Here is an 18,413-nt window from a genome sequence, read left to right on the forward strand (position 1 = left end):
TGCGGCAGGCAAGCGATGGACGCCCCTTCCCCTTCGCGGGGGATCAGCGTGGCGGCCCCTTTAACGATGACGGAGTGCAAGGAAAAGGTGCGATATCGCTTTGCATGGATCAGCGGGAGCGCGCTCATGCTGTCCGCCTGCGCCGCCGGCCCGAATTATCGCGCCCCGCAGACGGCTGCGCTGGGCGTGCCGGCCGCCTATAGCCAAGGGAACGGCCCGGCGCTGGAGGATGCCGATCTGGCGCAATGGTGGACGCGCCTCAATGATCCGGCGCTATCCGGCCTGATCGACAGCGCCATCGCCAACAATCTGGACATCGTGCAGGCGCAGGCCCGGTTGCGGCAGGCGCGCGAGAGCCTGCGTCAGGCCAATGCCAGCTTCCTGCCGCAGGTAAGCGGATCTGGCACGGGCGGCCGCAATTATAGCAGCCAGGACGCCGGCGGCCGCCTCGACAGCAGCGGCAATCCCATCGGCGGCGGCTCCAGCAACTGGTCCAGCAGCTATTCGATCCGCGCCAACGCCAGCTGGCAGGCCGATCTGTTCGGCGAACTGGCGCGCACGTCGGAAGCCGCCCGCGCAGACCTTGCCGCGTCGGGCTATGACCTTGCCAATGTGCGGCTGACGATCATTTCCGAACTCGTCACCAACTATGTGCAGGCGCGGCTGGCGCAGGAGCAACTCCGCGTCGCCCAGGAAACGCAGAAGGTCCAGCAGGACAATTACAACATCGCCGGCTGGCGCTTGCAGGCGGGCCTCGTCTCCTCGCTGGATGAACAGCAGGCCAAGGCCCAGCTGGCCCAGACCAATGCGACCATCCCCCAACTGGAAGCCAGCCTGCGCGGCAGCCTCAACCGCATTGCCGTGCTGACCGGGCAGGCGCCGGGCGATGCGACCCGCGCGCTCGAAACGCCCGCCCCCATCCCCACCGCATCGACGCAGATCGCGACCGGCATTCCGGCCGACACGCTGCGCCAGCGGCCCGACGTGCGCAGCGCCGAACGGGCGCTGGCCGCCGCCACCGCGCGGATCGGCGTGGCGCAGGCCCAGCTTTACCCCTCGCTCGGCATCAGCGGCAACATCGGCACCACATCGAACAGCTTCAAGGATCTGTTCAGCCTGATCACCGGCGGCATCTTCGCCAATGTGGCGCAGACCATCTTCGACGGCGGCCGGCTCGCCTCTCAGGTCCGGTCGCAGAAGGCCGCGACCGACGCCGCCTTCGCCGCCTATAAGCAAAGCGTGCTAACCGCGCTGGAAGATGTGGAAAATGCGATGGCGTCACTCGACAGCGCGCGCCGGCGCAAGGTCGAATTCGCCACCGCTTATGAAGCGTCGAACAATGCCGCCATCATGGCGCGCAGCCAGTATCAGGCGGGGCTGACCGATTTCCAGACCCTCTCGACCAGCGAAACCACCCTGCTGAACGCCCGCAACAGCCTGGCCTCAGCGCAATCGGACGAAGTTCTGGCCGTCGCCCAGCTTTACGATGCGCTGGGCGGCGGCTGGCAGACCATGGACAACCGCCCCGCTGAAGGGTCAAAATGATGAGCAATGATGTGACCCCAGATAAAGACCTCGGCGACTTCCTGGGCGAAAAGCCGCAAAAACCCTATCGCAAATGGGCGATCCGGGGCGGCGCGGGCGTCTTCCTGCTGATCCTCGTCCTGCTCGCCGCCCGCTGTTTTTCGGGCGAGGACAAGGCCAGCTATGCGACCCGCGAAGTGCGGCAGGGCGACCTGACGGTCAGCGTGTCGGCGACGGGCAATTTGAAGCCCATCAATCAGGTCGATGTCGGGTCCGAACAATCGGGCAAGATCACGGCGGTCTATGTCGACGTCAATGATCGCGTGACCAAGGGGCAGAAGCTGGCCGAACTGGATACCCGCCGCCTGGTCGACACGGTGAACCAGAATCAGGCGCAGGTCGCCTCGTCCCAGGCCAGCGTCGCGCAGGCGCAGGCGCAGGTCGCCCTGGCGAAGGCGACGCTGGATCGGCAGGAAACGGTGTTCAAGCTGTCGGGCGGCCGCGTGCCGGCCAAGACGGAGATGGACTCGGCCCGCGCCGACTATCAGAGCGCGCTCGCCAATCTGCGGTCCGCGCAGGCGCAGGTGAATGTCTCCCGCGCGCAGTTGTCTACGGCCCAGACCAACCTGTCGATCGCCCAGATCGTGTCGCCGGTGAACGGCGTCGTCCTGTCCCGCGACATCGAGCCGGGCCAGACGGTTGCCGCCTCCCTGAACGCCCCGGTGCTCTTCACCCTGGCCGAAGACCTCACCCAGATGGAAGTCGAAGTCTCGGTGGACGAAGCCGACGTTGGGCAGGTGAAGGAAGGCCAGACCGCCAACTTCGCCGTCGATGCTTTCCCCGGCCGCACCTTTCCGGCCAAGGTGACGCGGGTGAATGTCGGATCGAACGCATCGAGCACTTCCTCCTCGTCCAGCAGCAGCAGTTCCACCAGCACGTCGACCGGCACCGTGGTCGCCTATACGGCGGTACTGTCGGTCGACAACAAGGATGAAACGCTACGCCCCGGCATGACCGCCACGGCGGACATCGTGACGCAGGAACTGCATGATGTTCTGCTCGTCCCCAACAGCGCGCTGCGCTTCAAGCCCAGCGCCCAGGCGCAGGGCGGCGGCATCACCAGCGTCCTGCCCGGCCCCGGCCGCATGCGCCGCAGCGGCGCCAATCGTCAGGTCAGCTTCGGCGCAGGCAGCAGCCAGACCGTCTATGTCGTGGGCGAAGATGGCAATCCCAAAGCGGTTCAGGTGACGGTGGGCGCCAGCGACGGATCACGCACGGTCATCACCGGCGGCGACCTGAAGGCCGGAGCGCGCGTCATCACCGGCCAGCTTGCCAAGGGCCAGCAGGCCCCGGCCGAAGACCAGAAGCCCGACAGCAACGGCGACACCAAGGCCCCCGATCGCCGTCAGGCCAATCCGGCCGCAGACGGCACGCCCGCCAGCGTCGGCAAGCTCGGCAATTCGGGCGACGCCGCGCCGGAAACCGCGCCCGTGGCGCCGGCCGCAGGAAAAGCCGCCGCAGCCCGGCCGGGCGGAAACTGAACCGTGGCCGCCAATCCCATCATTTCCCTGAGGGGCGTGACCAAGGTCTATGGTGAGGGGCCGACCGCCTTTCAGGCGCTCAAGGGCGTCGATCTCGACATTCAACAGGGCGATTTCGTCGCCGTGATGGGACCATCGGGGTCGGGCAAATCGACCACGATGAACATCCTGGGCTGTCTCGACGTGCCTTCGGGCGGCACCTATTTGTTCAAGGGCCATCATGTGGAGACGCTGGACCGCGATCAGCGGGCGCTGCTGCGCCGGCGCTATCTCGGCTTCGTGTTTCAGGGCTTCAATCTGCTGTCGCGCACCACGGCGCTGGAAAATGTCGAACTGCCCCTGCTCTATCGCGGCGAGGACAAGAAGCTGCGCTATGACATGGGCATGGCCGCGCTCGACAAGGTGGGCCTCAAGGACTGGTGGGACCATACGCCAGCCGAACTGTCCGGCGGACAGCAGCAACGCGTCGCCATCGCCCGCGCCATCGTCACCCAGCCCGACGTGCTGGTGGCGGACGAACCGACCGGCAACCTCGATTCTCAGCGATCGGTCGAGATCATGGAATTGCTGACCGACCTCAACAGGAACAGCGGCATTACCGTGCTGATGGTGACGCACGAGCCGGACATGGCCGCCTATGCCCGCACCATCGTCCATTTCCGCGACGGGCTGGTGGAAAGCATCGAAGCGGGGGTGAAGGCGTGAGTGGCATGGTTCAAACCTTCTCCCTTGAGGGAGAAGGATACGCAGCCTTGGCGAGGAACGAGCCTAGGCGCAGTTGGATGAGGGGGAACCCCATCTCGACAGATCGCTCCCCCCTCATCCAGCTTCGACTAGGCAGCACGCTGCCAAGTCTTCGCAGCCTTCTCCCTCAAGGGAGAAGTAAAGGCAGACCATGCTAGGCACAACCATCATCCTCGCCTTCCGCGCGATCAACCGGCACAAGCTGCGCAGCTTCCTGACGACGCTGGGCATCATCATCGGCGTGGCCGCGGTCGTCACCATGGTCACGCTGGGCAATGGCGCCACCGCCGCGGTGCGCGAACAGATTAGTTCGCTGGGCGCCAATGTGCTGCAACTGCGGCCAGGGCAAGGCTTTGGTCGCGGCGGCGGCGGCCCGCGTCCGCCCGATTTCAAGCCTGCTGACCTGACCGCCATCGAAAACCAGCTGACTGGCGTGCGCGCCGTCGCCCCGGTGGTGCAGTCGAGCGGCACCGCCATTTATGAAGGCAATAACTGGTCCACCACCGTCTATGGCACGACCTCCGCCTATTCGGAGGTGCAGCAGTGGAAGGTGCAGGACGGCCGCCTGTTCCTGCCCGATGAGGAGGAAGCGGGCAAATCCGTCTGCATCATCGGAAATACGGTGCGCACCAACCTGTTCCAGAATGTCGAGCCGGTCGGCCAGCGGATGCGGATCAAGGGCGTATCCTGTCAGGTCGTGGGCGTGCTGGCGACGCGCGGCCAGGGCGGCTTTGGCGATCAGGACGATGTCGTCGTGATGCCGATCAAATTCGTGCAGCGCCGCTTCACCGGCGACCGCGACATCAGCCAGATCATGGTCGCGGTGGACGACGCCTATGACAGCGCGACCGTGCAGAACAGCCTGGAAGAACTGATGCGCGAACGGCGCAAGATCAAGCCGGGCGATCAGGATAATTTCAACGTCTTCGACACCAAGCAGATCAGCGACACGCTGACCGGCACCACCACCATCCTGACCCAGATCGTGGGCGCGGTGGCGGCGATTTCGCTGCTGGTCGGTGGCATCGGCATCATGAACATCATGTTGGTGTCGGTGACGGAGCGGACACGGGAAATCGGCATTCGCCTCGCCATCGGCGCGGTCGCGCGCGAAGTGCTGCTGCAATTTCTGGTGGAGGCGATCGTGCTGTCCTGCCTTGGCGGCCTCATCGGCCTCGCGCTGGCGCTGGTCGCCTCGCTCGCCATCGCCCCGCTAATGCAGGTGCCCTTCCTGTTCGACCTAAAGGTCAACCTGATCGCCTTTCTCTTTTCGGCGGCGATCGGCGTGGTGTTCGGCTATTTCCCCGCGCGCCGCGCCGCCGCGCTCAACCCGATCGACGCGCTGCGGCACGAATAAGAGCAACTTTCCCTCTCCCACCGGGAGAGGGAGGGAGCCGTGCGAAGCGCGGCGGAAGGGTGAGGGCGAAAGGACACCCCGCCCATCTCCTGATACATTTTCCGACAAAGATGCCCCACCTGCGGCACAGTCCTGCGACATGGCCGCCCTAATGCTCCTTCCATACCGCCACCCCGGCGCGCGCAAGGAGCACCCCCATGAAGACCATCGCCCTCAGCCTCGCCAGCAGCGCGCTGGTCCTGGGCGCCAGCCTGTCCGCGCTGGCCGCTGCGCCCGTGCAGCATCCCGCGCCGATCGTCGAGGGCAAGGACAAACCCATCCTGCTGGCGCGCATGGTGGTGACGGCGACGCCGCTGAACTGACACGCCCCTCCCCCCTCTATAATCCCACGCCCCGCAGCCGCCGCTGCGGGGCTTTTCGTGTCAGGAAATCTGCAACTTATTGAAAATCCGTCATTTCTGAACATATGTTCAGCTTAAATCGCCCTTTGTTACAATTTCCGACATTTTTCGTCCGCCTGCGACACATTCACGCGACAAGCGGCTTCTATCTCTGTCTTCGACGCCACGGAACGGCGCCCGATACACAGGTAAAGGAGCAAGACATGTTCAAGAAGATCATCATGGCCCTGACCGCCACGACGCTGATCGCCAGCCCGATCGTAACCGCGCAGGCGCAGGCCGCCCCCCATCAGGAACGCCACGAAGTCAGCCGCACCACCGTTAAGCACAAGGCGAACGGCCGCACCGTCGTGAAGAAACAGACCGTGGTGCGCAAGGACACTGGCCGCCGCTGGGCCAAGGGCCAGCGCTTCGATCGCCGCTACGCCACCAATTACCGCGTGGTGAACAATTATCGCGATTATCGCCTGTCTGCCCCGCCGCGTGGCTATCACTGGGTCCGTTCGGGCAATGACGCGGTCCTGATCGCCATCACCAGCGGCATCATCGGCGCCGTCGTCGGCAGCGCGATCCGCTAAATTTTCCCAGCCGGCCAGCAGCCGACGGGTCGCAGACGCTCCGGGGTTTCTCTCCCCCCGGAGCGTTTTTTTGTAGATGTGCTCACGCACATCCGCACCGTACCGGCCCACACCCCCGCCCGACCGCCCATCAGGATACCATGTCTGGGTGGTCGGGCGGGGGTGTGGGCCGGTACGGCAGCAAAAATGCGATCTTCCGCGCATTTTTCAAAAAGCGTCATACCAATCCGGTTAGATAATAGACAGCAATCACCAAAAAGACGGTCAGCGTCTTGATCAGCGTCAGCGCGAATATATCCTTGTACGCCTGCCGATGGGTCAGGCCCGTCACCGCCAGCAATGTGATGACCGCGCCATTATGCGGCAGGCTGTCCATGCCGCCCGACGCCATGGAGGCGACCCGGTGCAGCACTTCGCGCGGAATGCCCGCCGCATCGCCCGCCGCCATGAACTGGTCCGCCATCGCCGCCAGCGCGATCGACAGGCCGCCCGACGCCGATCCCGTAATGCCGGCCAGCGACGTGACGGTGATCGCTTCATTCAGCAGCGGATTGGGAATGGCGCGCAGCGCTTCCTTCACCACCAGAAAGCCCGGCAGCGCCGCGATCACCGCGCCAAAGCCATATTCGACCGCCGTGTTCATCCCCGCGAGCAAAGCACCGCCGACCGCCGCCTTCGATCCTTCGGCAAAACGCTGCGCCACGGTACGGAAGGCGAAGATCAGGATCGTGGCGATCCCCAGCAGCAAGGCGCCCTCCACCGCCCAGAGCGCGGACATTTGCGCCACCTTCACCGCAACCGGCTCCGCCATCCCCGGCAGCGCCAGCATCAACTCCTGCGCTGGCACCCAATGCGGAATGGCCAGCGTCAGCAGCAAATTGCCCAGCCCCACCACCAGCAGCGGCAACAGCGCAATCAACGGCGCTATGCGCGCTTCCTCGCCATGCTGCTCCGGCTTGTTCACCAATGTTTCGGGCGCGCCATAGCCCTCCCCCGCCGCCATCAGCACCCGTCGCCGCCAGGCCAGATAGGTCAGCCCCGTCGCCGCGATGCAGACCGACCCGATCGTCCCCAGCACCGGCGCGGCCCATGTGGTCGTGCCAAAGAAGCTGGTGGGAATGATATTCTGGATCTGCGGCGTGCCGGGCAACGCATCCATGGTGAAGGTGATCGCGCCCAGACCGATCGTCGCGGGCACCAGCCTTTTGGGGATGTCGGCGCGGCGGAACATCTCCGCCGCAAAGGGATAGACGGCGAACACCGCCACGAACACCGACACCCCGCCATAAGTGAGCAGCGCGGTGACGATCATGATCGCAGGGATGGCGCGGCTGGCGCCGACCACCCCGATCACCGCCGTCACGATCGCGCGGGAAAAGCCGGAAATCTCCACCAGCTTGCCAAACAGCGCGCCCAGCAGGAACACGGGAAAATAGAGTTTCAGGAAACTCGCCACCTTTTCCATGAACAGGCCGGAAAAAGCGGCCGGCACGGCTGCCGGATCTGTCAGCAGCACGGCCAGCATCGCCAGCAGCGGCGCCATCAGAATGACGCTCATGCCGCGATAGGCGGCGATCATCAGCAATATCAGCGACAGGGCGGCGATTGCGACGGCCATGCACTCTCCTACGATCTTTTCTGCCTGTCATTTATGGAGAAAAACCGGCATTGGGCAAGCGGGCGCCACCCGGCATCGTCGCGGCTGTGCGCCGCATGGATGCGCCCTTGCCTTTCCCCCGCTTTTCCGCCATAGGCGCGCCTTCGCATCGGTTCCGGGGTGACTCGGGGTCGCCGCGAAGCATGAGACGACAGCCGGAGGGGCGCTGCACATGGGGTGCGCGTCAGCGATCGGCCAACAGATGAGGCATGACATGGCTCTTTACGAGCACGTCTTCCTTGCGCGCCAGGATCTGGCACAGGCGCAGGTAGACGCACTGGCGGAAACCGCCACCAAGATCGTCGAGGAAAATGCTGGCAAGGTGACCAAGGTGGAAACCTGGGGCCTGCGTTCGCTCGCGTACAAGATCGCCAAGAACCGCAAGGCGCACTATGTGATGCTGAACATCGACGCCCCCGCCGGCGTCGTCGCGGAACTGGAGCGTCAGACCCAGATCAACGAAGACATCATCCGCTACATGACCGTCAAGGTTGACGAGCTGGAAACCGGCCCGTCGGTGATGATGCGCAAGCAGGAACGCGCCGAGCGTGGTGATCGCGGCCCCCGTGGCGACCGCGGTGATCGTGGCCCGCGTCGTGAGCGTGAAGACGCTCCGGCTGCTGAATAAGGAGATCTGACAAATGGCACGCCCGTTTTTCCGCCGCCGCAAGAGCTGCCCCTTCGCCGCCAAGGATGCGCCGAAGATCGATTATAAGGACGTTCGTCTGCTTCAGGGCTTCGTGTCCGAACGCGGCAAGATCGTTCCCAGCCGCATCACGGCTGTTTCGGCCAAGAAGCAGCGTGAACTGGCTTCGGCCATCAAGCGCGCCCGTCACCTGGGCCTGCTGCCCTACATCGTGAAGTAAGGGAGAAAGCCCCATGGAAATCATTCTCCTCGAACGCATCGAAAAGCTGGGCGCGATCGGCGACGTCGTCACCGTGAAGGACGGCTATGCCCGTAACTTCCTGCTGCCCAACAAGAAGGCGCTTCGTTCGAACGCCGCCAACAAGAAGGTCTTCGAAGCCAACCGCGCGAAGATCGAAGCCGACAACGCGGCGCGCCGTTCGGACGCCGAAAAGGCTGCCGAAGGCGTCAACGGCAAGCAGATCGTCCTGATCCGCCAGTCGTCGAACGCCGGCCACCTGTACGGTTCGGTTGCCGTCCGTGACGTGGTGGAAGCGCTGCACGCCGATGGCGTCACCAACGTCACCAAGGCGATGGTCGTGCTGGAACGCCCGATCAAGACCCTGGGCGTATTCGACGTCAAGGTTGCGCTGCACCCCGAAGTCGCCGTGACGATCACCGTCAACGTCGCCCGTTCGCCGGAAGAAGCCGAACTCCAGTCGCAGGGCGTGGACGTGATGGCTGACCTGTTCGAAAAGGACGAATCCGGCTTCACCGAAGATTATGATCCCAACGCGGAACCCGGCGAAATCGCCGTGGAAGCCGAAGAAGAGACGGCTGAAGAAGCCTGAGCCTTCTGACAGGATCAAACGAGAAAGCCGCCCCGCAACGGGCGGCTTTTTTGTTGGGCTGGATTGGGTGGATGGCGGACTAGCTGCTTTCAGGCGGGACGCGCGAAATAGCGTCATCCCAGCGAAGGCTATGGGGCAGGCCAAAATGACCGCCCGACGTCCATTTCTGGCCGCCGGCGGACGAAGGCCACACCCCCGCATCCCAGCCACGAAAAAGGCCGGAGGATCGCTCCCCCGGCCCTTTCATCACCTATGCATCCGCGCGTCAGAAGCGGAAACCACCCGTTACCGACACCTGCTGACGCGACAGGGACAGGCCGGTGTCGACGCCGCCATCCTTGTAATTGCCATAGTCGCTGTACCGATATTCGACCCGTGCGAAATGATTGGCGTTGGTCAGTTCCACGCCGCCGCCCAGTCGCCAGCCGTCCAGCGTATCGCTGTCGCTGATCACCAGTCCTTCGCCATCATCATAGCTCAGCTTCGCGCGGGCGTTGGTGTAGCCGCCCTTGGCGTAGATCAACAGGTTGCTCGTCACCGGAATGCCGATGCGCGCGCCGACATACAGGTCGCGGCCCAGCGCCAGTGCGATGCTGTCGCCAAAGTCCGCGTCGGTGACGCGCCATTTGGTCGCGCTGTCGCTCGCCTCCAGTTCCAGCCCGATCACCGCGCTACCCAGATCCATGTCATAGCCGGCGCTCACGCCATAGAGGACGCCATCTTCGTTGGTGTCCAGATCGGCATATTCCAGCGTCGCCTTGTCATAGCCCGCAACCACGCCCAGCTTGAAACCGCCGAACGCGCCGGCCTCCTGCGCCTGTGCCGGCGCAATCGCCACGCTCGCTGCGCCAAGAACGGGAAGAAGATAGCGGATCACGATAGCCCCCTGAAAATCATATGCCCCCTGATGGGCGGGACCGACATGCCGGCCAGGAGTAAAGGAAGCGCTAAAAAATCATGACAAAGGCTGACATCAGCTGCTTGAAAACACGGAATATTGCCATTCAGCCTCCGATCGTGCCGCGCAGATGAAAAAAGGAGCGCCCTCCCCGTTGGAAGGACGCTCCTCTTTCTGTCTTTGCGATCCGATCAGAATTTATAGTTGGCGCTGATCGTGAAGTTGCGCGGCGCGCCGTAGCGATACTGGCTGAAAAAGCCCATCTGGCTATAATATTTCTTGTCGAACAGATTTTCGACATTCGCCTGCAACTGCAACTGCTCGGTCACGGCATAGCGCGCCATCAGGCTGACCAGCGTATAGCCGTCCTGCTGGAAGCGGAAAGGCGCGGCCGTGACGGGGTTCAGCCCTTCCGAATAGGCCTTGCTGCGATAATTGATGCCGCCGCCCACGGTCAGGCCGGCCAGCGCGCCCGACAGGTCATAGGTGGTGAAGATCTTCAACAGCTTGCGCGGCTGATTGGTGTTGGCGGCCACGCCGTCGGCATCTTCAGCCTTGAACTGGCTATAGCTGGCGTTGACGTTCCAGCCCGGCAGCGGCTGGCCGGTCGCTTCCAGTTCGAAGCCCTTGCTGGTCACGCCTTCGGCCGCAACATAGGTCTGCTGCGGGCCATTGGGGGTGACGATGACGTCGCCAATCTGACCGACATTATCCTGTTCGATGCGGAACAGCGCGATGGAGGTTTGCAGCGCGTCGCCGAAGAAGCTGCTCTTCAGACCGATTTCATAGGCGTTGCCGTCCAGCGGATCGAGCAAATTGAGATTGCGGTCATACAGGTTCTGCGGCTGGAAGATCTTGGTGTAGCTGGCATAGACGCGATGGTTGGGCGTCACGTCATAGAGCGCGCCCACATAGGGGATGAACACATTGTCGTCGCCATAGTCGCTCGGCCCGCTCCAGGCGAAGCCCTTCTGGTTCCAACTGGAAATGCGGCCGCCCAGAATGACCTTGAACGGATCGGCCACATTCAGGCGGAACGCGCCATAATAGCCGGTCTGCTCGATCCGCTCCTGTTCGTTGCGGACGGCGGTGGTGCCCCAGGTCGGCTCGTCAAAGTCCGCGCCGCCCGCACCGATGACCGGCACATTGGTCTGCCAGCTGTTGAGGCCGGGCCCCCATGCCGGATTATTTTCGGTGTAGGGCGCGACATAATTGTCGGTGTGGCGCTTCAGCACGCTATGCAGCGCGCCCAGCACCACCTCATGATCGCGGCCGAACAGATTGACCGAACCCTTCAACTGCGCGTCGATGCTATTCTGAACGCTGTCGCCCTTCGACTTATAGGGGTTACTGCTTTCGATGGTGCCGGTCGCCTTGTCGACATTACCGTACAGATACAGCAACTGCGTATCGCCGGTGTTCTTCAGGCGGTTATAATTGACCGTCAGGTTCCATTTGTCGCCAAATTCCTGGCGCACGGTGGCGAAGATATTCTGGTTGGTGGTGTTCCAGTAGGTCCAGTCGGCCGCCGTGCTCTGCGACCGGGCCAGATCGGTGGTCGTGCCATCGGTGTAGAAGGTCGGCAGCGCACCCCAAGTCGCGCCCTTGGGCTTGGTGTCCTGATGGCTCATGCCCACGCGCACCAGAGTGCTGTCGGTCAGGTCGGCGTCAACCACGCCATAGACCACCCACTTCTTCTTCTTCTGGATGTCGATATAGCTTTCGCCTTCCTCATAGCGCCCGACGAGACGGGCGCGGATGCGGCCATCGCTGGTCAGCGCGCCGGCAATGTCGCCAGACAGGCGCCAGGTGTTCCAGCTGCCGATGCTGGCATTGGCGTAGCCGGTCAACTCCGTGGCGTCGGCATGCTTGCGCACCAGATTGACCGAAGCGGACGGATCGCCCGCGCCCGACAGCAGGCCGGTCGCGCCGCGCACGATTTCCACGCGCTCATAGATGGACACGTCGATGCTGGTTTCGCCATTGCCGCCCGCCAGCGTCCAGGCCGCCGGAACGCCGTCGACCTGCGTGTTGCGGATTTCAAAGCCGCGCGCGTAGAAATTGTTGCGAACGTCATCGACTTCGTTGGCGGACACGCCCACGCTGTTGACGATCACATCCTTCACGCTGATGAGATTCTGGTCGAGGATGCGCTGCGCGGTCATGATGCTGACCGACTGCGGCGTTTCCTGCACGGTCAGGCCCAGGCCCGTCGCCGTGTCGATCTTGTTGGGCAGCGTATAGGTGCCGGTGACGACGATCTCGTCCTCCTTGGGTCCAGCTTCGGCCGGCGTCTGCGCGGCGGCGGGCATGGCGACGAAGGCTGCTGCCGACGCGCTCAGGAGGAAGGAAAATTTGCGGATCATTATAAGGCCCCCGATGGAATTTCCACGGGCCGCGTCATCCATGGCCGGGATAGGATCAGCCCGGCCAGGCGCTACGGTCCCGGTCGCGAAGGCCGTTATCCTTAATAATAATGTTTCGCAATAGTAGTTTTATGCGCATCCCATATCCGGGCGACATTTTGCGACAGCGTCGCATTTGCGCAACAGCCCCTCAGTCCCCGGTCTGCTTCCGGCGCGTGTCCCACCCCTTGCGCGCCGCGGCGGAGCGCGCCGCACGCTTGCGCCGCTCCGCCGCATGGCTTTCTGGCTGTCCCCGCCCCGATCCAGACAGATTGCCGCCGCCCGAATCCTTGTTCACCGTCGCCCAGGCGCGGGCCTGCGCCTCCTTTTCGGGAACGCCCCGCGCTTCATAGCCTTCCTTGATATGTGCGGCCTTGCGCTTCTGCTTGTCGGTATAGCGGCGCTTGTCACCCTGCGGCATCGCCCGTCTCCTGCTGTGCAACCTCTGGCTCAACTCGCCATCGCGCCGGGCGTTCATATCGATGCGCTATCGTCACGATGCAGCGGAACAGCGCCCGCCGGAACGCGTTGGACCGATATGGAAGACCGTTCCCTGCTAGAGCGCCTCGCCCGTCATCTCGCCGCGTCGACCCCGGATCGATGGCCCGATCATGTCGCGAACGCCGCCAGCATTCTCGCCCTGATCAAGGAGCCGGACAGCGCTATGCGCGCGGCCGGAGATGCAACCCATTGGGGGCTGATGATCGACGCGGCGCTGCGCGAGCGATGGACTCTGCCCCATAGTTCGGAAGACGTATCGAATGATGGCGCGGACGAGGAAGGCGAAATCCGCCTGACGCCGCAGGCCGTCGGCCATGACCGGGCCGATTGGGTCCATCTGCATCATGGAGAGGAGAAGCCATCATGAAAGGGCTGGTGAAACTGGCCATCGTCACGGGCCTTGGCGCGATCGCGTTCAAGGGCTGGCGCGAATGGATGGGCGACGACAAGGACGCCGGCATCGTCGACATGGACGAAATGGAGGCCGCAGGCTTTAGCGGCTATATTCGCGACGCCGGCCCGCAACAGGGCATATCCGCCCGCAACTGGGACAAGGTGGACGAACAGTCTGACGAAAGTTTTCCGGCCAGCGATCCGCCCGGCAATTACTGATCCCGATTTTTCCGTTCCGTTCAATCCATTGCCCCCCCGATGCGCGCTCTTTATGAGGCGGTCGCAGGGTCGGCGTCGCCGGCCGCAACAGGGGAATGAAAACTATGCCTTCGGGTTTGATCGCGCTGCTCGACGATGTGGCCGGCATCGCCAAGCTGGCGGCGACGTCGCTGGACGATGTCGCCGCCGCCGCCGGTAAGGCCGGCACGAAGGCGGCTGGCGTGGTGATCGACGATGCAGCCGTCACGCCCAAATATGTGATGGGCCTGACCCCCGATCGCGAATTGCCGATCATCTGGAAAATCGCCAAGGGATCGCTGCGCAACAAGCTGCTTTTCCTGCTGCCGGCCGCGCTGCTGATGAGCGCCTTTGCGCCCTGGCTGCTGCCCCCTCTCCTGATGCTGGGCGGCGCCTTCCTGTGTTTTGAAGCCGTCGAAAAGCTGCTGGAAGCCATTCAGGGCGGCCATGACCCGGCCGAAGAAGCGGTCAAGGCGCATAGCTCGGCCGAACTGGAAAATCAGAAGGTGTCGAGCGCCATCCGCACCGACTTCATCCTGTCGGGCGAGATCATGGCGATCTCGTTAGGCACGGTCGCGACTGAACCGGTGTGGGAACAGGCCATCATCCTGGTGGTCGTCGCCATCCTGATCACCGCGGGCGTCTATGGCGTCGTCGGCCTGATCGTGAAGATGGATGACATCGGCCTGCACCTCGCCAAGAAGGACGGCGCCGGCGCCCAGTCGCTGGGGCGCGCGCTGGTGAAGGCGATGCCGGTGCTGATGTCGATCCTCGCGGTGGTCGGCACCGCCGCCATGCTGTGGGTCGGTGGCGGGCTGATCGTTCATGGACTGCACGAATTTCATATCGAGCCGATTCCCGGCCTGATCCACCATCTCGCAGAAAGCGCAGCCCATGCCGTACCGGCGATCGGCGCTTTTCTCGACTGGCTGGTCAACGCCATCGGCGGCGCGCTCGTCGGGCTGGTGGTCGGCGGCATCATCGTCGGCGTGCTGCATCTGTTCAAAAAGCACTGAGGCTTCTAATAGGGCCGTTCATCTCCTTCCGTTCAGGCTGAGCCTGTCGAAGCCCCGCCCTTCCTTTGGAAAGAACGGCCCTTCGACAGGCTCAGGGCGAACGGACGCATATTCGGACCGTACGTCGTGACCCATCCCTCCCCCTGGCGCATCGAGGCAAGCGCGCTGATCGCGCTCGCCCTGCCGATGATCGCGGGCAACATCGCCTGGTCGGCGATCGCCGCGACAGATCTGCTGCTGCTCGGCCGCCGGGGTGCGGAAAGCGTGGCGGCGGGCGCGCTGGCCATCAACCTGTTCCATGCGCTGCTGCTGTTCGGCATGGGGCTGGTCACGGCCGCCGCGCCGCTGATCGCCAGCGAACGGGGCCGCCGCCGCCATAGCGTGCGCGACGTGCGCCGCACCGTGCAACAGACGCTGCGCGCCGCCCTCTTCTTCGTGCTGCCGGCCTGGGCGATATTATGGGAGTGCGAGGCGATCCTGCTCGCCATGGGGCAACAGGCGGATCTCGCCCATGAAGCGGGCCAGTTGATGCGCGGCCTGCAATGGGCGCTGCTGCCCTTTCTTTGCTTCACCACGCTGCGCAACTTCATCGCCGCGCTGGAACGGCCGATCTGGGGCCTCGTCATCATGCTGATGGCCATTCCCTTCAACGTGCTGGCCGGCTGGGCGCTGATCTTCGGGCATCTGGGCTTGCCGGAACTGGGGCTGTTCGGCGCCGGCCTCGCCAGCACCCTGTCCTCCTGCTTCCTGTTTCTGGGCCTGTTGTCGGTCATCCTGATCGACCGGCGCTTCCGTCGCTATCGCCTGATGGGCCGCTTCTGGACCCACGATCGCGAACGGCACCGGCAGGTCTGGGCGCTGGGCCTGCCGATCGCGATCACGCTGGGTTTCGAAACATCGGTGTTCAATGCGTCCGCCTTCCTGATGGGGCTGATCAACCGGGATTCGCTGGCCGCCCATGCCGTCGCGATCCAGATCGCGGCGCTCGCCTTCATGGTGCCGATGGGCATAGGTCAGGCCGCAACCGTGCGCGTGGGCATCGCCTATGGCCGCCATGATCGTGCCGGCGTCAGCCGCGCGGGCTGGCTGGCGCTGCTGGTCGGCACCGGCTTTGCCGTCTGTTCCGGCGCGCTGCTGATCCTGATGCCGCGTACATTGGTTTCCGCCTTCCTCGACCTGTCGAACCCGGCCAATGCCCGCACCGCCAGCCTTGCCGTCAGCTTCCTCGCCGTCGCCGCGCTGTTCCAGCTGGTCGACGCCGCGCAGGCGGTCGGCGCAGGCGTGCTGCGCGGGGTGCAGGATACGAAGGTGCCGATGATCTTCGCGCTGGTCGGCTATTGGGTGGTCGGCATTGGCGTTGGCACGCTGCTCGCCTTCCCGCTGCATATGGAAGGCGTCGGCATCTGGCTGGGTCTGGCCAGCGGCTTGGGCGCGGTGGCATTGCTGCTCATCATCCGCTGGAGCCTGCGCGAACGTCTGGGCCTGATGCCCGGCTGACGCGCCGGCATTCAACGGCCCGTCGCATCCGCGCCTCCGATTGCGTCAGACAGTGATGGTGCAACGCACAAAGCAATTGAAAGAATCGCCAAAATCGGTAAGGGAAAGCCGATCATGCAAGCCCCGACCGAGATTTTTGAAGCGATCGCGCTCCAGAAGTGCCTGAAGGTGACCTATAACAAGATGGTCGTCACCCTCGCGCCGCACATCCTCTACACGCGCCACGACGAGATGTATATCGACGCCGTGACCACGGACCGCAACGGCACGCCCCCGCGCGAGCTGAAGCTTGGCACGTTCAAACTGGCCGGCCTGTCCGACATTCAGGTGCTCGATGAGACGTTCGAGGCGATGTACGGCCTCTATAATGACGGCGACGACAAATATAAGGGCGTCACCCTGTTCGCCGTCACGCCCGAAAGCCAGGCCGCCTGAAAAGGCGACGCCTGACTGACGGAGCGACCGGGCGGCTATGGGCCGCCCTTTTCATTTCTTCAGCCTGTATCCGGTGCGGAACATCCAGCCGATGATAGTCAGGCACACCGCCAGCATCGCCGCCACGAACAACAGGCTATATTCGATCCCCACGTCCCCCCGGCCAAAGAAGGTCCAGCGGAACCCGGAGATCAAATAGACGATCGGGTTGAACAACGTCATCGTGCGCCACGGATCGGCCAGCATGTGCACCGAATAGAAGGCTCCCCCCAGAAAGGTCAGCGGCGTCACCACCAGCAGCGGGATCACCTGCAACTGTTCGAATCCCTGCGCCCAGATGCCCAGGATGAAGCCGAACAGGCAGAAACTGATCGCGATCAGCAGCATGAAGCCCGCCATCGCAAACGGATGGGCAACATGAATGTCCACAAACAGATGGGCGGTCAGAAAGATGATCGTGCCCACGATCAGCGATTTGGTCGCCGCCGCCCCGACATAAGCGATCACCGTTTCCGTCGCGGATATGGGCGCGGACAAAAGTTCATAGATGGTGCCGGTGAATTTGGGCATGTAGATGCCGAAACTGGCGTTGAAGATGCTCTCGGTCAGCATCGACATCATGATCAGGCCCGGCACGATGAAGGCGGCATAGGGAATGCCGTCCACCTGCGTCATGCGCGATCCGATCGCGCCGCCGAACACCACGAAATAGAGCGTCGTGGTGATGACCGGCACCAGCAGCCCGGTCAGCCAGGTCCGGCGGAAACGGTGCAGTTCGAATTTGTAGATGGACGCGATCGCGCGAAAATTCTGGAGGCTCATGCGGCCTTCTCCTGATGGACCAGGCTCACGAAAATATCCTCCAGACTGCTCTGCTTTGTGTTGAGATCCTTATATCCGATGCCCAGGTCGCCCAGCTTGCGCAGCAGCGACGACACGCCGGTCCGTTCCGCCTTCGTATCGAACTCATATTCGATTTCATGGCCGTCCGCGCCCAGCGCGACCTTCCAGTCCGCCAGTTCCGCCGGCACCGTTGCGATCGGATCGGTCAGCACCACGCTCAGCGTCTTCTTGCCCAGCTTCTTCATCAGCGCGGTCTTTTCCTCGACCAGCATCAGTTCGCCCCGGTTGATCACCCCCACCCGGTCGGCCATTTCCTCGGCTTCCTCGATATAATGGGTGGTCAGGATGATGGTGACGCCGGTCTGGCGCAATTCGCCGATCAATTTCCACATATCCCGGCGCAGTTCCACGTCGACGCCGGCGGTCGGCTCGTCCAGAAACAGCACGCGCGGTTCATGGCTCAGCGCCTTGGCGATCATCACGCGGCGCTTCATGCCGCCCGACAGTTCCAGTATCTTGCTGTTGCGCTTGTCCCACAGCGACAGGTCGCGCAAAATCTTCTCGACATAGGCGTCATCGCGCGGCTTGCCGAAGATACCGCGGCTCAGCGTCACCGTGTCGATCACCCGTTCGAACTGGTCGGTCGACAATTCCTGCGGCACCAGCCCGATCGCCGTGCGCGCGCCGCGATAGTCGCGGACAATATCATGCCCCGCCACGGTCACGCTGCCGCCGCTGGCCCGCGCGATGCCGCAGATGATGGAGATCATCGTCGTCTTGCCGGCACCGTTCGGCCCCAGCAGCGCAAAGATTTCACCTTCCTCGATCGTCAGGTCGACGCCCTTGAGCGCCTGAAAGCCCGACGCATAGACTTTCGTCAGGCCCTTAATCTCAATGATGGATGCCATGG

At 63.5% G+C, this 18,413-nt stretch carries 20 protein-coding genes; 14 read left to right on the forward strand and 6 right to left on the reverse strand.

The window, feature by feature from the left end; all coding sequences use genetic code 11:
- The first annotated feature begins 66 nt into the window (after window positions 1–66).
- The 6 genes from ACFOKF_RS12125 (at window position 67) to ACFOKF_RS12150 (ending at window position 6,145) form a co-directional block, all read left to right on the forward strand.
- Window positions 67–1,545, forward strand: a complete 1,479-nt coding sequence (locus tag ACFOKF_RS12125; RefSeq protein ID WP_380795919.1) for an efflux transporter outer membrane subunit — start codon at window positions 67–69, stop codon at window positions 1,543–1,545.
- Window positions 1,545–3,065, forward strand: a complete 1,521-nt coding sequence (locus tag ACFOKF_RS12130; RefSeq protein ID WP_380797767.1) for an efflux RND transporter periplasmic adaptor subunit — start codon at window positions 1,545–1,547, stop codon at window positions 3,063–3,065. The genes ACFOKF_RS12125 and ACFOKF_RS12130 overlap by 1 nt, the downstream gene beginning before the upstream one ends.
- 3 nt (window positions 3,066–3,068) lie before the next feature.
- A complete protein-coding gene (locus ACFOKF_RS12135; RefSeq protein ID WP_380795920.1) occupies window positions 3,069–3,770 on the forward strand; it encodes an ABC transporter ATP-binding protein in 702 nt (233 codons plus the stop codon).
- Window positions 3,771–3,960: 190 nt separating this feature from the next.
- Window positions 3,961–5,166, forward strand: coding sequence for an ABC transporter permease (locus ACFOKF_RS12140; RefSeq protein ID WP_380795922.1), 1,206 nt, complete (start codon window positions 3,961–3,963; stop codon window positions 5,164–5,166).
- A gap of 197 nt (window positions 5,167–5,363) precedes the next feature.
- A complete protein-coding gene (locus tag ACFOKF_RS12145; RefSeq protein ID WP_380795923.1) occupies window positions 5,364–5,528 on the forward strand; it encodes a hypothetical protein in 165 nt (54 codons plus the stop codon).
- 242 nt (window positions 5,529–5,770) lie between these two features.
- Window positions 5,771–6,145, forward strand: a complete 375-nt coding sequence (locus ACFOKF_RS12150) for an RcnB family protein (protein WP_380795924.1) — start codon at window positions 5,771–5,773, stop codon at window positions 6,143–6,145.
- Between the two features lie 217 nt (window positions 6,146–6,362).
- Here ACFOKF_RS12150 and ACFOKF_RS12155 read toward each other — a convergent pair whose 3' ends face one another.
- On the reverse strand, window positions 6,363–7,763 hold the full coding sequence (locus tag ACFOKF_RS12155; RefSeq protein ID WP_380795925.1) for a GntP family permease: 1,401 nt from the start codon (window positions 7,761–7,763) through the stop codon (window positions 6,363–6,365).
- Window positions 7,764–8,016: 253 nt separating this feature from the next.
- Here ACFOKF_RS12155 and rpsF point away from each other — a divergent pair, with 253 nt between their 5' ends.
- From rpsF to rplI, 3 genes are read left to right on the forward strand one after another with little or no spacing between them, the layout of a single operon-like run.
- Window positions 8,017–8,430, forward strand: coding sequence for a 30S ribosomal protein S6 (gene rpsF, locus ACFOKF_RS12160; RefSeq protein ID WP_380795927.1), 414 nt, complete (start codon window positions 8,017–8,019; stop codon window positions 8,428–8,430).
- Between the two features lie 13 nt (window positions 8,431–8,443).
- Window positions 8,444–8,668: a 30S ribosomal protein S18 gene (gene rpsR, locus ACFOKF_RS12165; RefSeq protein WP_009821298.1), complete on the forward strand. Its 225-nt coding sequence runs from the start codon at window positions 8,444–8,446 to the stop codon at window positions 8,666–8,668.
- Between the two features lie 13 nt (window positions 8,669–8,681).
- Window positions 8,682–9,278 carry a 50S ribosomal protein L9 gene (gene rplI, locus ACFOKF_RS12170; RefSeq protein WP_380795929.1) on the forward strand — a complete coding sequence of 199 codons (597 nt, stop codon included), beginning with the start codon at window positions 8,682–8,684 and terminating at the stop codon, window positions 9,276–9,278.
- A gap of 265 nt (window positions 9,279–9,543) precedes the next feature.
- Here rplI and ACFOKF_RS12175 read toward each other — a convergent pair whose 3' ends face one another.
- The 3 genes from ACFOKF_RS12175 to ACFOKF_RS12185 form a co-directional block, all read right to left on the reverse strand.
- Entirely contained in the window at window positions 9,544–10,155 is a 612-nt protein-coding gene (locus ACFOKF_RS12175) for an outer membrane protein (RefSeq protein ID WP_380795930.1), read from the reverse strand.
- A 212-nt stretch (window positions 10,156–10,367) separates the two neighbouring features.
- Window positions 10,368–12,542: a TonB-dependent siderophore receptor gene (locus ACFOKF_RS12180; protein WP_380795932.1), complete on the reverse strand. Its 2,175-nt coding sequence runs from the start codon at window positions 12,540–12,542 to the stop codon at window positions 10,368–10,370.
- A 190-nt stretch (window positions 12,543–12,732) separates the two neighbouring features.
- Window positions 12,733–13,002, reverse strand: a complete 270-nt coding sequence (locus ACFOKF_RS12185) for a plasmid stabilization protein (RefSeq protein WP_380795934.1) — start codon at window positions 13,000–13,002, stop codon at window positions 12,733–12,735.
- Window positions 13,003–13,119: 117 nt separating this feature from the next.
- On the opposite strand from ACFOKF_RS12185, the gene ACFOKF_RS12190 reads away from it, so the two are divergent.
- The 5 genes from ACFOKF_RS12190 to ACFOKF_RS12210 all read left to right on the forward strand — a co-directional run bounded on the left by ACFOKF_RS12190 (window position 13,120) and on the right by ACFOKF_RS12210 (window position 16,660).
- A complete protein-coding gene (locus ACFOKF_RS12190; protein WP_380795935.1) occupies window positions 13,120–13,449 on the forward strand; it encodes a hypothetical protein in 330 nt (109 codons plus the stop codon).
- Window positions 13,446–13,694: a hypothetical protein gene (locus ACFOKF_RS12195; RefSeq protein WP_380795936.1), complete on the forward strand. Its 249-nt coding sequence runs from the start codon at window positions 13,446–13,448 to the stop codon at window positions 13,692–13,694. Before ACFOKF_RS12190 ends, ACFOKF_RS12195 begins: the two co-directional genes overlap by 4 nt.
- 104 nt (window positions 13,695–13,798) lie before the next feature.
- Window positions 13,799–14,728, forward strand: coding sequence for a DUF808 domain-containing protein (locus ACFOKF_RS12200; RefSeq protein WP_380795938.1), 930 nt, complete (start codon window positions 13,799–13,801; stop codon window positions 14,726–14,728).
- A gap of 186 nt (window positions 14,729–14,914) precedes the next feature.
- Complete coding sequence (locus ACFOKF_RS12205; protein ID WP_380797769.1) at window positions 14,915–16,225, forward strand: MATE family efflux transporter; 1,311 nt, start codon at window positions 14,915–14,917, stop codon at window positions 16,223–16,225.
- A gap of 114 nt (window positions 16,226–16,339) precedes the next feature.
- Window positions 16,340–16,660 (forward strand): hypothetical protein, encoded by a 321-nt coding sequence (locus ACFOKF_RS12210; protein WP_380795940.1) that lies wholly within the window; start codon window positions 16,340–16,342, stop codon window positions 16,658–16,660.
- Between the two features lie 51 nt (window positions 16,661–16,711).
- Here ACFOKF_RS12210 and ACFOKF_RS12215 read toward each other — a convergent pair whose 3' ends face one another.
- Window positions 16,712–17,482, reverse strand: coding sequence for an ABC transporter permease (locus ACFOKF_RS12215; RefSeq protein WP_298401858.1), 771 nt, complete (start codon window positions 17,480–17,482; stop codon window positions 16,712–16,714).
- Entirely contained in the window at window positions 17,479–18,411 is a 933-nt protein-coding gene (locus ACFOKF_RS12220; RefSeq protein ID WP_380795942.1) for an ABC transporter ATP-binding protein, read from the reverse strand. The genes ACFOKF_RS12215 and ACFOKF_RS12220 overlap by 4 nt, the downstream gene beginning before the upstream one ends.
- Between the last annotated feature and the right edge of the window lie 2 nt (window positions 18,412–18,413).

The organism is Sphingobium rhizovicinum (assembly GCF_042647625.1).
GTDB classification, from domain to species: domain Bacteria; phylum Pseudomonadota; class Alphaproteobacteria; order Sphingomonadales; family Sphingomonadaceae; genus Sphingobium; species Sphingobium rhizovicinum.

Excerpts from the sequence above, each read along its gene's own strand:
- ACFOKF_RS12125 (WP_380795919.1), top strand. The coding sequence starts at position 67 with ATGACGGAGTGCAAGGAAAAGGTGCGATATCGCTTTGCATGGATCAGC.
- ACFOKF_RS12130 (WP_380797767.1), top strand. The coding sequence starts at position 1,545 with ATGAGCAATGATGTGACCCCAGATAAAGACCTCGGCGACTTCCTGGGC.
- ACFOKF_RS12140 (WP_380795922.1), top strand. The coding sequence starts at position 3,961 with ATGCTAGGCACAACCATCATCCTCGCCTTCCGCGCGATCAACCGGCAC.
- ACFOKF_RS12145 (WP_380795923.1), top strand. The coding sequence starts at position 5,364 with ATGAAGACCATCGCCCTCAGCCTCGCCAGCAGCGCGCTGGTCCTGGGC.
- ACFOKF_RS12150 (WP_380795924.1), top strand. The coding sequence starts at position 5,771 with ATGTTCAAGAAGATCATCATGGCCCTGACCGCCACGACGCTGATCGCC.
- ACFOKF_RS12155 (WP_380795925.1), bottom strand. The coding sequence starts at position 7,763 with ATGGCCGTCGCAATCGCCGCCCTGTCGCTGATATTGCTGATGATCGCC.
- rpsF (WP_380795927.1), top strand. The coding sequence starts at position 8,017 with ATGGCTCTTTACGAGCACGTCTTCCTTGCGCGCCAGGATCTGGCACAG.
- rpsR (WP_009821298.1), top strand. The coding sequence starts at position 8,444 with ATGGCACGCCCGTTTTTCCGCCGCCGCAAGAGCTGCCCCTTCGCCGCC.
- rplI (WP_380795929.1), top strand. The coding sequence starts at position 8,682 with ATGGAAATCATTCTCCTCGAACGCATCGAAAAGCTGGGCGCGATCGGC.
- ACFOKF_RS12180 (WP_380795932.1), bottom strand. The coding sequence starts at position 12,542 with ATGATCCGCAAATTTTCCTTCCTCCTGAGCGCGTCGGCAGCAGCCTTC.
- ACFOKF_RS12185 (WP_380795934.1), bottom strand. The coding sequence starts at position 13,002 with ATGCCGCAGGGTGACAAGCGCCGCTATACCGACAAGCAGAAGCGCAAG.
- ACFOKF_RS12190 (WP_380795935.1), top strand. The coding sequence starts at position 13,120 with ATGGAAGACCGTTCCCTGCTAGAGCGCCTCGCCCGTCATCTCGCCGCG.
- ACFOKF_RS12195 (WP_380795936.1), top strand. The coding sequence starts at position 13,446 with ATGAAAGGGCTGGTGAAACTGGCCATCGTCACGGGCCTTGGCGCGATC.
- ACFOKF_RS12200 (WP_380795938.1), top strand. The coding sequence starts at position 13,799 with ATGCCTTCGGGTTTGATCGCGCTGCTCGACGATGTGGCCGGCATCGCC.
- ACFOKF_RS12205 (WP_380797769.1), top strand. The coding sequence starts at position 14,915 with ATGATCGCGGGCAACATCGCCTGGTCGGCGATCGCCGCGACAGATCTG.
- ACFOKF_RS12210 (WP_380795940.1), top strand. The coding sequence starts at position 16,340 with ATGCAAGCCCCGACCGAGATTTTTGAAGCGATCGCGCTCCAGAAGTGC.
- ACFOKF_RS12215 (WP_298401858.1), bottom strand. The coding sequence starts at position 17,482 with ATGAGCCTCCAGAATTTTCGCGCGATCGCGTCCATCTACAAATTCGAA.
- ACFOKF_RS12220 (WP_380795942.1), bottom strand. The coding sequence starts at position 18,411 with ATGGCATCCATCATTGAGATTAAGGGCCTGACGAAAGTCTATGCGTCG.